General features: G+C 63.1%; 10 protein-coding genes. 7 read left to right on the forward strand and 3 right to left on the reverse strand.

The features are described 5' to 3' along the window. Window positions 1–87 precede the first annotated feature (87 nt). Window positions 88–1,023 carry a LysR family transcriptional regulator gene (locus VNX23_RS25175; protein ID WP_325634274.1) on the forward strand — a complete coding sequence of 312 codons (936 nt, stop codon included), beginning with the start codon at window positions 88–90 and terminating at the stop codon, window positions 1,021–1,023. Here VNX23_RS25175 and VNX23_RS25180 read toward each other — a convergent pair. Beyond that, window positions 986–2,182 carry an A/G-specific adenine glycosylase gene (locus VNX23_RS25180; protein ID WP_325634275.1) on the reverse strand — a complete coding sequence of 399 codons (1,197 nt, stop codon included), beginning with the start codon at window positions 2,180–2,182 and terminating at the stop codon, window positions 986–988. The two genes, VNX23_RS25175 and VNX23_RS25180, sit on opposite strands and share 38 nt — an antisense overlap. A 116-nt stretch (window positions 2,183–2,298) precedes the next feature. Between VNX23_RS25180 and VNX23_RS25185 the strand changes: the two genes are divergently transcribed. The 6 genes from VNX23_RS25185 to VNX23_RS25210 all read left to right on the forward strand — a co-directional run bounded on the left by VNX23_RS25185 (window position 2,299) and on the right by VNX23_RS25210 (window position 10,529). After that, a complete protein-coding gene (locus VNX23_RS25185) occupies window positions 2,299–2,778 on the forward strand; it encodes a DUF721 domain-containing protein (RefSeq protein WP_325634276.1) in 480 nt (159 codons plus the stop codon). Window positions 2,779–2,883: 105 nt separating this feature from the next. Then, entirely contained in the window at window positions 2,884–3,540 is a 657-nt protein-coding gene (locus VNX23_RS25190) for a DsbA family protein (protein WP_325634277.1), read from the forward strand. A gap of 237 nt (window positions 3,541–3,777) precedes the next feature. After that, on the forward strand, window positions 3,778–7,242 hold the full coding sequence (locus tag VNX23_RS25195) for a chromosome segregation SMC family protein (RefSeq protein ID WP_325634278.1): 3,465 nt from the start codon (window positions 3,778–3,780) through the stop codon (window positions 7,240–7,242). A gap of 184 nt (window positions 7,243–7,426) precedes the next feature. Continuing rightward, window positions 7,427–8,398, forward strand: a complete 972-nt coding sequence (locus tag VNX23_RS25200) for a small ribosomal subunit Rsm22 family protein (protein WP_325634279.1) — start codon at window positions 7,427–7,429, stop codon at window positions 8,396–8,398. A gap of 652 nt (window positions 8,399–9,050) precedes the next feature. Continuing rightward, complete coding sequence (locus VNX23_RS25205; RefSeq protein WP_325634280.1) at window positions 9,051–9,800, forward strand: hypothetical protein; 750 nt, start codon at window positions 9,051–9,053, stop codon at window positions 9,798–9,800. 60 nt (window positions 9,801–9,860) lie between these two features. Then, window positions 9,861–10,529, forward strand: coding sequence for a hypothetical protein (locus tag VNX23_RS25210; protein ID WP_325634296.1), 669 nt, complete (start codon window positions 9,861–9,863; stop codon window positions 10,527–10,529). Window positions 10,530–10,564: 35 nt separating this feature from the next. On the opposite strand, the gene VNX23_RS25215 is transcribed toward VNX23_RS25210, so the two are convergent. Both VNX23_RS25215 and VNX23_RS25220 read right to left on the reverse strand, forming a co-directional pair. Then, window positions 10,565–11,104: an adenine phosphoribosyltransferase gene (locus VNX23_RS25215; RefSeq protein WP_325634281.1), complete on the reverse strand. Its 540-nt coding sequence runs from the start codon at window positions 11,102–11,104 to the stop codon at window positions 10,565–10,567. Between the two features lie 299 nt (window positions 11,105–11,403). Beyond that, a complete protein-coding gene (locus tag VNX23_RS25220; RefSeq protein WP_325634282.1) occupies window positions 11,404–13,566 on the reverse strand; it encodes an anthranilate synthase component I in 2,163 nt (720 codons plus the stop codon). Window positions 13,567–13,671 lie beyond the last annotated feature (105 nt).

The following is a 13,671-nucleotide window of genomic DNA, read 5'->3' on the forward strand; positions in this document are numbered from 1 at the left end:
GCCTCTTCGTTTGGGGAAATGCCGCCGAATATCGCAACGCGATCGTCATTCTTCCAATCGATATGAAATATGATATTTATTCGTTTCATGAATTTGAATTCGCTTGACCTCAATTTGCTGGTCGCGCTGGACGCGTTGCTCAAGGAAGCGAGCGTCAGCCGCGCGGCGATGCGGGTCGGCCTGTCGCAGCCGGCGGCGAGCCACGCCCTGCAACGACTGCGCGATGTGCTTGGCGATCCCTTGCTGGTTCGGGTCGGCGCCAAAATGGAATTGACGCCGCGGGCGCAGGCCTTGCGCGGGCCACTGGCGCAGACGCTCGATCAGGTGCGCGGGCTGTTTCTGCCGGACGAATTCGACGCCTCGCGCAGCGAGCGGCATTTCCGGTTGATGATGCCCGACCTCGCGGTCGAGCTGTTGATGCCGCCGCTGATGGAGAAGGTGACGAAACAGGCACCGGGCGTGACCATCGACGTGGTGCCGTGGCGGGGACCCGCGATCTTCACCGCGGAATTTGCCCGCACCATCGATCTCGTGATCTCGATCGGCGACGCCTTCAAGGGTTTTCACCGTCAGCGCCTTTATACGGACAGCGACGCGCTCGCGGTGCGTCGCGGTCATCCCGTCGGCGCCAAACTGAAAAAACGCGAAGCTTTCCATGGCGCGCGGCATGTTGCGGTGGTAATCCGCGGCCAGAACGAGGATCTCATCGACCGCTGGCTGCATACCAAAGGCATTGAGCGGCGGATCGCGCTTGTGGTGCCCGGCTATATCGAGGCGCTGCACGTGGTCGCCCGCACCGACCTCGTCGCTTTCGTGCCGCGCCGGCTGATTGCCGCGCTGGCAAAGCAATTGTCGTTGCAAACGGTCACGCCGCCGCTCGATCCCGGCATCGACGAACAGCACATGTTCTATCCGACCAGGGCGCAGTTCGATCCCGGATCGATCTGGTTGCGCCGATTGATGTTGGAAACCGGACGTGGGCTGGCTACGCCGACAGCCCGTGCGCGATCACCTTGCGCATGACATTCGGCAACGCTTCTTCCTTCAGCGCAGCGATGCTCACCCAGCGCATGCCTTTCGGCGCGCGGCTGCGCGAAGGTACGGCGGCGGTATAGACCACAAGCTGCAAGGGAAAATGCGTGAATACATGACTGACCACGCCTGCCTTGCGGTGCCAGCGCGTCATATGCTTCAGCGCAGGTGCCTGGCTCAATGCCGCGTCGTCCTCCTGCGCGACGAGCCAGTGCGAGGTCGGCACTTCGGTCATGCCGCCGAGCAAGCCTTTTTCAGGACGGCTGCGGAGCAAAAGTTCGTCGCCACGCCGGACCACGAACGCCGCGCCGCAGCGCAATTCGCCGGATTTCTTTGGTAACTTGCGCGGAAAAGTCTCCGGGTCGCCGCGCACGCGCGCCGCGCAGTTGTCGTTGAGCGGACACAGCGCGCAGGCCGGCCTTTTCGGGGTGCAGATCGAGGAGCCCAGATCCATCAGCGCTTGCGCGATGTCGCCGGCGCGAGACTCCTCGTCGACGGCGCGAGACTCCTCGTCGCCAGCGCGAGACTTCTCGTCGCCGGCGCGGGACTCCTCGTCGCCGGTGGAGGCTTCGCCCAGCAAGGTTGCAGCGAGTTTGCCGATCAGCGGCTTTGCCTGTGGCAACGGTTGGTCAACGGCATAAAGCCGCGACACGACGCGTTCGATATTGCCGTCGACCGGCATGGTGCGCCGGCCAAACGCAATCGCGGCAATCGCGGCTGCGGTGTAAGGACCGATCCCCGGCAAGCCGCGCAAGCCTTCCTCGGTGTCCGGAAACACCGCGCCGTAGTGGCGCAGAACCGTGACGGCGCAGGCGTGAAGATTGCGCGCACGCGAATAGTAGCCGAGCCCCGCCCACATCCGTAACACGTCATCGAGCGAGGCCGATCCAAGAGCTTTAACGTCCGGCCAGCGGGCGAGAAATTTCGCAAAGTACGGACCTACCGTTTTGACGCCGGTCTGCTGCAGCATGATCTCGGAAAGCCACACCGCGTAGGGATCCGGGTGCGCGCCTTTTGGCGCTCGCCACGGCAGCATCCTGCGGTGGCGGTCGTACCAGGAAAGGAGCAACGCCGGGCGCGTGGCGACCCCGGGCTCGCAATCCGGCAGAGGGGGTTTCTTTCGCCTGACGGGCGCACCTGCTAGGGTCATGTGGCCTTATAACGTCATCCAAGGGATGGACCGAAGGTCCCGGGGCGGAATATCACGAGGAAAATTTCGCAAACTTCTTCGCGCATTTCCTGCTCCGCCTGGAACATGAAGAGCCCATGGCCAAACCCGGTCCGATCTCGGCAAAGCCGCTCTCTGTCCTGCTCAGCGACGTCTTTTCCGACGCCTATGCGCGTCAGGGGTTTGCGGCGCGCGAGCTCGTCACGCGATGGGCTGAAATTGCTGGCGCGGAAATCGCCGCCCATTGCGAGCCGCTGAAACTGCAGTGGCCACGGCCGGTGGAAGGCCAGCCCCAGGAGGCGGCGACGCTCGTGCTGCGGGTCGAGGGCCCGATGGCGCTGGAAATCCAGCACGCTTCCGACGTCATCCTGGAACGCGTCAACCGATTCTTCGGCTGGCACGCGGTAGGCCGCCTGGCGCTGCGGCAAGGTCCGTTGTCGCGGCGGCAAGCAGGCCCTGGCAACCGCGAACCGGATCAGGGCGAGGTTGAGGAAGTCGCAAAAACCCTGTCTTCGATTGAGGATGAGGCGTTGCGGGCCGCGCTGGCGCGACTCGGTGCTTCAATCAAGCGAAATTGAGCCCACCCCCAACTCTCGCAATTGCTACCCGCCATTGCCACATTGCCGGTTTCGAGCTAGCCAACGGTTCTTTCGGCGTGAAAGCGCCAATTTCAGGAGCAGATCTTGATCATCACGCGTCGCGCCTTTACCGCTGCCCTGTCGCTGAGCGGACTTGCCGTGCTTGCCGGGTTCCCGCCGCTGCGTTTGATCGCGCAGGCGATGGCACAAGGCGCAGCCGACGTGGCCAAGCCGATGTCGCTCCCGGACATGGCGCTCGGGCCGGCAAATGCGCCGGTGACCATCACTGAATATGCGTCGATGACCTGCCCGCATTGCGCGGCCTTCAATGATGCCGTGTTCCCGAAGATCAAGGCGGCCTATATCGACACCGGGAAGATCCGCTACGTGTTCCGCGAATTCCCTCTCGACATCAAGGCCGCGGCCGGCTCGATGCTGTCGCGCTGCATCGCAGGCGGCGATTCCGCCAAATACTTCGCGGTCACCGACCTGTTGTTCAGGCAGCAGGGCGACTGGGTGGTGAAGAACACCACGGAGTCACTGAGCCGGATCGGCAAGCAGGCGGGCCTCAGTCAGCAGCAGGTCGAGGATTGCCTCAAGGACCAGTCGCTGCTCGACAAGATCGTGGCGGACCAGAAATACGCTTCCGAAGTGCTGAAGGTCGATTCGACGCCGACCTTTTTCATCAATGGCGAGAAGATCAAGGGCGAAACCTCGTTCGAGGAATTCGACAAGCGGATCAAGGCGCTGCTGAAGAGCTGATTCGTTTGCGGCCTTCGCGCGGAACCAAAAGGCCGCTTAAGCCAAGCACAATCCTCAATAATTTGGCCGAAATCCCATGGGAAAAGCGGTCACCGCCGGGTTGCGCTGCGGCCCCCTGCTCGCCATTGTCGGCGCCCGAAGTGCCGCCGCGAGCGAGTAGCCCAAACACCGACATTGCCTTCTATGGTATTGTCCCGGCAGGGAGATTCGCGCCCTGCCAACAGAGAATCCGTGCCCATGAAACTGACCCGTCTTCGCCTCCACGGTTTCAAGTCGTTCGTTGAACCGACTGATTTCGTCATCGAACCCGGCCTCACCGGCGTGGTCGGTCCGAACGGCTGCGGCAAGTCCAACCTGGTCGAGGCGCTGCGCTGGGCGATGGGCGAGACGTCACACAAATCGCTGCGCGCCTCCGACATGGACGCGGTGATCTTCGCCGGTTCCGGCAACCGCCCCTCGCGCAACCACGCCGAGGTGATGATGACGATCGACAATTCCGATCGCTCCGCACCGGCCGCCATGAACGACCGGGAGATTTTGGAAATCTCGCGGCGGATCGAGCGCGAGGCGGGCTCGGTCTACCGCATCAATGGCCGAGATGTGCGGGCGCGCGACGTGCAGCTTCTGTTCGCCGACGCCGCCACCGGCGCGCGTTCGCCGGCGCTGGTGCATCAGGGCAAGATCGGCGAGATCATCCAGGCCAAGCCCGAGCAGCGCCGCCGCGTGCTGGAAGATGCCGCCGGCGTCGCCGGACTTCATGCGCGCCGGCATGAGGCCGAATTGCGCCTCAAGGCCGCCGATACCAATCTTACCCGGGTCGAAGACGTCATCGGGCAACTGGCCGGACAAATCGACGGCCTGAAGAAGCAGGCGCGGCAGGCCATTCGCTATCGCGAGGTGGCAGCCAAGGTCCGCAAAGCCGAGGCGCTGCTGTTTCATCTGCGCTGGATGGAAGCCCATGCCGGCGTGGCCGAGACGACGACGACGCACGGGCATGCCGTGCGCGAGATGGCCGAACGCACCCGCGAGCAGGCCGAGGCCGCGCGCATCCAGGCGGTTCGCGCTTCGGAATTGCCGGCTTTACGCGAGGCCGAGGCCCGCGCCGCCGCCGGCCTTCAGCGCCTCACCAATGCGCGCGAAATGCTCGACCGCGAGGAAGAGCGCGCCAGGGAACGCGTCACCGAACTCGACCGCCGCCTGACGCAGTTCTCCTCCGACATTTCTCGCGAGCAGCAGCAGGCCGCCGACGCGCAAGTGGCGCTGCAGCGGCTCGACACCGAAGACGCCGAGTTGAAGAACGAGATCAGGTCGCGCGTCGAGCAACGCAGCGGCGTCGACGGACGCGTATCCGAAGCGGAAGCGACGCTGGCCGCCGCTGAGCGGCTGTTCGCCGAATTGACCACGGCGCTTGCCGACCTCAGCGCCAGGCGCAATCAGCTTGAAGACAACGTACGCACCCACGGCGAGCGGCTGGCGCGGCTCGATCACGACATTGCCGATGTCGAGCGCGACGAAGAGATGCTGGCGCAGGAGACGAGCGGACTTGGCGACCTTGCCGCGCTTTCCGCCGCGATGGAGGCCGCGCAGCAAGGCCTCGCGCAGTCGGAGGCCACAGCGCAGGCGAGCGAAGCGGCTCACGCCGCCGCACGATCGAAGCTGGAGGCTGCGCGCCCGCCGCTGAACGAGGCCGACAAGCGCGTGCAACGGCTCGAGACCGAAGCGCGCACGATCTCGAAACTCGTCAACGTCGCGACCAAGAACCTGTGGCCTCCCATCATCGACGGCATCACCGTCGCCAAGGGCTACGAGAAGGCGCTTGGGGCGGCGCTCGGCGACGATCTCGATGCGCCCGTCGATCCCTCGGCACCGATGCGCTGGACCAATGCCGGCGTAATCGATGGCGATCCTGCACTGCCCGATGGCGTCGTGGCGCTGCCGGCTCATGTCCAGGCGCCGATCGAACTGGAGCGGCGCCTGGCACAGATCGGCATCGTGGCGCGCGAGCGCGGCGCGGAGCTGGTTGCAAAGCTCAAGACCGGCCAGCGGCTGGTATCGCGCGAAGGCGATGTCTGGCGCTGGGATGGATTCGTCGCGGCCGCGCATGCACCGACCGGGGCCGCGCGCCGCCTCGCCGAGCGCGCCCGGCTCGTCGACATCGAGCACGAACTGGATCAGGCCCGTGTCGATGCGAGCGCCAAGCGGCAGGCGCTCGAGGCCGCCGAGGCCGAGCTCAGATCCGCTTCAAGCGCGGAATCCTCGGCGCGCGAAGCCTGGCGTGCCGCGCAGCGCGAAGCAGACAGCGCGCGCGAACGTCATGCTGCGACCGAACGCGAGATCAATCGCCACGCCGCACGCGCCTCGGCACTGACGGAGGCCCGTACCCGCCTCACCTCCGACCGCGGCGAAGCGCACGGCGCGCTCGAGGCGGCGAATGTGGCGCTCGCAGAGTTGTCAGCCAGTCTCCCCCTCGAAACCAAGCTCGCGGAGGTTCGAACCGGGATCGACGGCTGCCGGCGCGTCGCGGCACAGGTGCGGGCCGAAGCCCAGGCGCTGGCGCGCGAGGCCGAGCTTGCCGACCGCCGTCTGCATGCGATCACCGCCGAGCGCGACGAGTGGCAAAACCGAAAAGCAAGCGCCGTCTCGCAGATCGAGACCATCGAAGCCCGCATCGGCGAGGTCAAGGCCGAACGCGCCGAGCTCGAGAACGCGCCCGCAGTATTTGCAGAAAAGCGCCGCGCACTGATCAACGAAATCGAATCGGCCGAAAACGCACGCCGTCTCGCCGCCGACGCCCTCGCCACCGCCGAAAACGTCATGGCCGAGACCGATCGCGCCGCCAAGATTTCGCTCGAGGCGCTGTCGGGCGCGCGCGAGGCTACCGCTCGCGCCGAAGAACGCATGGAGAGCGCCAGGCGCCGCCTGATCGACGTCGAACGCGAAATCCATGACATGCTGGAAATCGAACCGCAGGCGGTGGCCGGCCTTGCCGAGATCGAGCCCGGCGCGGAACTGCCGCCGCTCGCCGAGATCGAGGAAAATCTCGAAAAGCTGCGTCGCGACCGCGAGCGGCTCGGCGCGGTCAACCTGCGCGCCGAGGAAGAACTGCGCGAGGTCGAGACCCAGCACGCCACGCTCACCACCGAGCGTGACGATCTGGTGGAAGCCATCAAGCGATTGCGCCAGGGCATCCAGAGCCTCAACCGCGAAGCCCGCGAGCGCCTGCTGGCCTCGTTCGAAACCGTCAACGGCCACTTCAAGCGGCTGTTCGTCGAATTGTTCGGCGGCGGCGAAGCCGCGCTGCATCTGATCGAGAGCGACGATCCGCTGGAAGCGGGACTTGAGATCATCGCAAAGCCGCCCGGCAAGAAACCGCAGACGCTGTCGCTGTTGTCCGGCGGCGAGCAGGCCCTGACTGCGCTGGCGCTGATCTTTGCGGTGTTCCTGACCAATCCGTCACCGATCTGCGTGCTGGACGAGGTCGACGCGCCGCTCGACGATCACAATGTCGAACGGTTCTGCAGCCTGCTGCACGAGATGACCGCGAGCACCGAAACGCGCTTCATCATCATCACGCATAATCCGATCACCATGGCACGGATGAACCGCCTGTTCGGCGTCACCATGGCCGAACGCGGCGTGTCGCAGCTTGTCTCGGTCGATCTCGAAGACGCCGTGAAGATTCTCGATCAGAACGTGGCGTAATTTCTTACCCTCCTCTGGAGAGGGAGGGTCGGCGAGTTTGGCGAAGCTCTTGCGCAGCCAAACGAACCGGGGTGGGGTGGCAACACCTCACGACAGGATTAGTTGCTGTGCGCCAAGTGCAATTAGAATCACCCCACCCCGCCTGCTGGCGCAGGCGACCCTCCCCCTCCAGGGGAGGGTGAAAATGACCTCTCCCGCCCTTCCCCCCGAATTGAGAGCCGCACTTGAAGCGAAACTGCAGGGTGTGTCCCGCGAAGCCATAGCCAGACGCGTCGCTCTGATCTCGAGGACTTACCGCGACGGCGGCAACTCCGCCGCGATCGCTTCCGAATCCGACGCGCTCGCCTACGCGCTGGCGCGAATGCCGGCGACCTACGCAGCGGTGGTCGCAAGCCTGAATGCGCTCGTCGAGCTCAGGCCCGATTTCGCACCCAAAAGCCTGCTCGATGTCGGCGCCGGACCGGGCACGGCGAGCTGGGCTGCGGCAGAGACGTTTTCCTCGCTGCAAAGCTTTGCGCTGCTCGATAACAATGCCGCCTTGCGCTCGCTCGCGCTGGATCTGGCCCGCAATACCGCGCGCCTGGGCTCGATCGGCTACCGGCGAGCTGATGTTTCTGCGGCGCTTGCGGAAGAAGAGCATGCCGAGCTCGTGGTAGCGAGTTACGTCATCGGTGAGGGAGGCGAGCACGAGCGGCGCGCGCTCGCCGAGCGGCTTTGGGCAATGACGAGCGATACGCTGGTGGTGATCGAACCGGGTATACCGGCAGGCTATGCGAGGATCATCGCTTTGAGAGAACAGCTGATCGCTCGCGGCGCACATGTCGCGGCACCCTGCCCCCACGACGGCAAATGCCCGCTTTACGCGCCTGACTGGTGTCATTTCGCCCAACGTCTGCCGCGGCTGCGCGCGCACATGCAGGTCAAGGGAGCCGAGCTTCCCTTCGAGGACGAGAAATTCAGTTATGTCGCGTTCACGCGTATGCCCTCCTTGCGGCGTTTTGCCCGCGTGCTCGCGCCGCCCTCTGTCAGCAAGGTTGAAGTAACCGCCAAACTCTGCACGGTCGGAGGCCTCGAAATTGCGAAAGTGCCGCACCGCGACAAGACCGCCTACGCAAAAGCGCGCCGTTGGCGCTGGGGTGATATGGCGAGCGATTGATTTTTCAGGTTCCGCGAGGGCCTTGGAGCAACCCGGCCGATCCCTGGGGCCGCCATTAGAGCGTGATGCGGACCCGGAGGGCCGCGTTAGCGCAAAGCAGAGACCGATTTTTCCGAAAAGATCATGCTCAAACAAAGAGATGAGATCATGATGCGATTCCACTTAGTCGCATCATGATCGAGAATACCGGGCAAATCGTTGGTCCACAGGGCACTTGACCTCCCCGCGGCCCGCGAAAATGGCAGGATGCCCAAAAGGATTGCTGGCTCGGCGCCCGCATTAAAAACCTTCAACCAAGTTGGTCTGGCCGTTGCGTAATGAATTGAATTATCCCTTGTTTCTGCCATGTTCGCGCCCAAAGCAGATGGGGACATTCCGATCGCGGGTGGGGCTTCCCGGCCGGTCGGTGGATTCGGGGCATTCCGGGGCAATCCCGGTTGTTAGTGGTCCGATTCTAACATTCGCATCCCGTTTCGGCAGGCACTTTGCGAATGTTAGAATCAAAGGACCACTAGCAAATATAAGTTTCTAGTGGAGTTTTGGATTTGACATTCGCATTGGGAGTCTGCGGCTAGGTGGGTAGCGAATGTCAAATCCACTCCACTAGTTCTAGGATAATGCTTCCATCAAAGACGGCGCATGGGGATGGTTCATGGCGAAACCTGTTGTGATTGTGGTAGGCGCTGACAAGGGCGGGGTCGGCAAGACGACCGTTTCGCGAACGCTGCTGGATTATTTCAGTGCCAACAGCGTGCCCACGCGCGCGTTCGACACCGAATCCCCGCGCGGCACGCTGAAGCGGTTCCACCCCGAGGTGACCGAGATCGTCGACATGACCGTGACCTCGGACCAGATGAAGATCTTCGATACGCTCAATGCCGCCAGCCCCTCGGTCACCGTCATCGACGTCCGGGCCGGCCTCTTGTCTCCGGCGCTGGCCTCGTTGCGCGACATCGGTTTCCTCGATGCGGCCAAATCGGGACAGATCACGTTCGCCGTGTTCCACATTCTCGGTCCCTCGATCGCCTCGCTGGACGAAATCGCGGAAACCGCGAATTTCATGGTCGGTGCCAAATATTACCTGGTGAAGAATTTCATCAACAACACCAGCTTCTTCGAGTGGGATCAGGCCACCTACAATTCCTATTTCCACCGCATCAAGGACGCGACCGAACTCACCATTCCCAAGCTCAACGAAATGGCCAACGAGCAGGTCGAGCTCGCTTCCGTTCCGTTCCTGAAATTTGTGGCCAACAAGGGCCAAAGCGACGAAGCCGCCAACTACTCCTTCGTGCTGCGCGGTTATGTCCGCCATTGGTTGGCCAATGTCTGGAGCGAATTCGACCGTATCAAGCTGACCGACCTGGTCGGCGCCAAGCCCAACCCGCGCGGCGAAAAATAATTTGCGCCGCCGAAATGATTGGGCTGGAATAGCGGGCAAATTCGCCTGATATAGCGCGTGATGCGCCAAACCCCGGTTTACATCGTCTGCTCGCCTCGTCCGCTGGTCGGAAAGACGCTGGTCGCGCGCCTGTTGAGCGAATTCCTTTTGCTGAAGAACGGCACGGTGATCCCGTTCGACGTCAACCTGAAAGAGCCGTCGCTGCTCGAATATCTGCCTGACATCACCGAGACTGCCGAGGTGGACGATACTTTCGGCAAAATGGCGCTGATGGACCGCGTCATCCTCAATGACGGTATCGCCAAGGTGATCGATCTCGGCTTCCACGCCTTCGACGAATTCTTCAAGATGACCGAGGAAATCGGCTTCATGAAGGAGGCCGTGCGGCGCGGCGTCTCGCCGATCGTTCTGTTCGTCGGCGACACCGACCGTGTCTCGATGCGCAGCTACCCGATGCTGCAGCGTCAGGTTCCGCCGACCGCGCTGGTGACCGTCGAGAACGAATATGTCGTGCGCGGCGAATTGCCGGAAACCCTTGCCGCCGGAAGGGTGCTGCGCATCGCGGCGCTGCCGACTTTTCTCAAGACCTATGTCGACCGGTTGTCGTTCTCGTTCACCGACTATTTGCGGAGCGAAAAGGATTCATCGACCGAGCTGCATCAATGGATCCGCCGGAATTATCTCAGTTTCCGCGAGCTCGAACTGAGCCTGATCTTGCACGCCCCGTAACGCTCTCGATCGTCTGCCTCCCGCAAGGCGGGACGCTAGTGTCCCTCGAACGTCATCAGCGTTCGCACCGGCACGTTCATCGCTCGCAATTTCGCAGCGCCCCCGAGCTCCGGCAGATCGATGATGAAACAGGCGGCGACCACGTTGGCGCCGATCTGCCGCATCAACTTGACCGCGCCTTCCGCGGTGCCGCCGGTGGCGATCAGGTCGTCGACCAGGATCACCCGCTCGCCCGGATGGATGGCGTCAGCGTGCATCTCCATCTCGTCGAGACCGTATTCCAGCGAATAGGCGATGCGAACCGTGGTGTGCGGCAGCTTTCCCCGCTTGCGGATCGGCACGAAGCCGGCGGAGACCTGATGGGCCAGCGCGCCGCCGAGAATGAAGCCGCGCGCCTCGATGCCGGCGACCTTGTCGATTTTCGATCCGGCCCAGGGCTGCACCAGTTCATCGACGGCGCGGCGAAAGGCGCGCGCATCGCCAAGCAGCGTGGTGATATCGCGGAACATTATGCCCGGCTTCGGATAGTCCGGAATGGTGCGGACCGTGGACTTGAGATCATATTCGGGAGTCATGGCTTTCTCTTTCAAATGTCATTCCGGGGCGCGCACCGCGCGAACCATGGTGCGCGATTGCGCACCTGAGAATCTCGAGATTCCGGGTCTGGTGCTAGTGTGGCGGTTCAGAAAGTCCGCATCATTACTGCCGCGAGTTCTGTCATGCGGACTTCTGAACCAAAGCCACACTAGAAACAATGACTTACTAGTGTCCTTTCGATTCCGAAGTTCGCAAACGAGGTGGCCGCAAGATGATGCGAACTTCGGAATCGGGACACTAGCGCACCATCCCGGAATGACGTGCGTGAAACTTCCATTCAATTCCCCACCCTGAGCCGGAAGGCATTTTCGACAATTCGCAAGCCCACCTCGCCGCCAAGCGACATCAGCGATTCCGGATGAAATTGCACGCCGCCGACCGGCAGAGTCCTGTGCTCGGCCGCCATCACCACGCCATCCTCCGTGCTCGCGGTCACTTCAAGCACCTCGGGAATGCGGTCGCCTTCGACGTAAAGCGAATGATAGCGCCCGATCACGATCTCGTCGGGCAGGTTCTGCATCAGCCGCCCACCCCGCACCTTGACCCGCGACGGCCGGCCATGCGCCGGCTGCCGGAGCTGGCCGAGTTGACCGCCGAAATATTCCCCGATCGCCTGCAGGCCGAGGCAGACGCCGAAAATCGGCAGTTTCCTTCCCAATGCCGTATCGATCGTTTCAGAAATGTTGAAATCTTCCGGTCTGCCCGGCCCCGGTGACAGCACCAGGAGGTCGTAGTTCTCGCTCGCCAGCATCTGCCTTCCATGAACATATCGTACGACCGTCACGCTGGCACCGACCTGGCGGAAATAATCCGCCAGCATGTGCACGAAACTGTCGTCGTGATCGATCAACAGAACGCGCTTGCCGGAACCGGTCGCGTCCGGCGCCAGGATCGAAAGGGGCTTGGGCGGATCGCCGCGCAGCGCCTGGAAAAGCGCGGCCGCCTTGACCTGGCATTCGCGGTCTTCGGCGGCGGGATCGGAATCGAACAGGCAGGTGGCGCCGACCCGGACCTCGGCGAGGCCGTCCTTCATCCTTATGGTGCGAATGGTCAAGCCGGTGTTGATGCCGCCGTCGAAATTCACCACGCCAATGGCGCCGGCATACCAGCGCCGCGGCGAACGCTCATGATCCTCGACGAATTGCATCGCCCATAATTTCGGCGCGCCGGTCACCGTGACCGCCCAGGCATGGGTGAGAAATGCGTCGATTGAATCGAAACCCGGCCGCAGCATGCCTTCGACATGATCGACGGTGTGAAACAGCTTGGAATAAGTCTCGATCTGGCGACGCGCCAGAACCTTGATCGTGCCTGGCACGCAGACCCGCGCCTTGTCGTTGCGATCGACATCGGTGCACATGTTGAGCTCGAATTCGTCTTTTTCCGAATTGAGCAATTGGCGGATCTGCTCGGCATCGCCGATCGCATCCACCCCACGGGCGATGGTGCCGGAAATCGGACAGGTCTCGACCCGCCGGCCGTCGGAGCGCACGAACATCTCCGGCGAGGCCGACACCAGGAATTCGCCGTCGCCGAGATTCATCAGCGCGCCATAGGGCGATGGGTTGATCCGGCAAAGCCGCTGGAACACCTCCGCCGGCGAGCGCTCGCAGGGCTCGGCAAACAACTGTCCCGGCACCGCCTCGAACAGATCGCCGCGCGCAAACGCGGCGCGCGCGGTTTCGACGGTGGCCTGATATTCACCCACCGCGTGGTCGGAAAATCCCTGCCGCGGCGTTTTCGCATAAAAGCTGTCGGCAGTGTCGCGCGGAAGACCGCCGGATGAGCGGCCCTTCCAGGCGAAATCATAGCTCAACACCACGCCGCGCCCGGTCGCCCGGTCGTAGGCCAACAGGCGGTCCGGCAGATAAAGCACGATATCGCGCTGGTCCTTCTCGCGCGGGCGCTTCTGCACCAGGTCTTCGATCTGGAACACCAGATCGTAGGCGAAGGCACCGTAAAGGCCGAGCAACGGATCGTCCGCGGCGCCGAACGCCGCCACGAGATCACGCACCAGCGACATCACGCTGGCGCGCCGCGTGCGCTGGTCCTCGTCGACCGGCGCGGCGCCGCGCAGGATATGGCCGGCGAGCCGGCGGGCGCTCTTTTCGGTGATGACGACGCAGGCCTCACAAAGAACGTCGCCGAGAAACGAAATCAGCACTTCGCCTCGCGCATTGAGCGCTTCTAGCGAGAAATTCGTTTCCCTGGTTTCAAGCTGCAAGGGTGGATCGCAAAAGCCCAGGTCGAAGCTGTCGTAGCGGCCAGGCACTGTCGTTCCCGAGGAAAGCACCACGCCGCGGCGGCGATCGAGCAGGTCGATCAGATCGTCAAGCCTGTTGGCGCCGCCGGAAAATTGCTCCACCGAGCGAATGACCGAGAGCCCGCTACGGGTGCGATATTCACTGCGCGCCGGCAGGGAAAAGACGGTCCTGTTCATGTGATCCTCTTACGAAACCTGCCGAGGGAACGCCACACAGGACAGACAAAGGCCGCTGCGATGACGGCCCGTTAACGATGAAAATCAAAGCAAATCGCTATCAGC

The sequence above is a fragment of the Bradyrhizobium sp. genome, from assembly GCF_035570375.1.
Classification (GTDB): Bacteria; Pseudomonadota; Alphaproteobacteria; order Rhizobiales; family Xanthobacteraceae; genus Bradyrhizobium.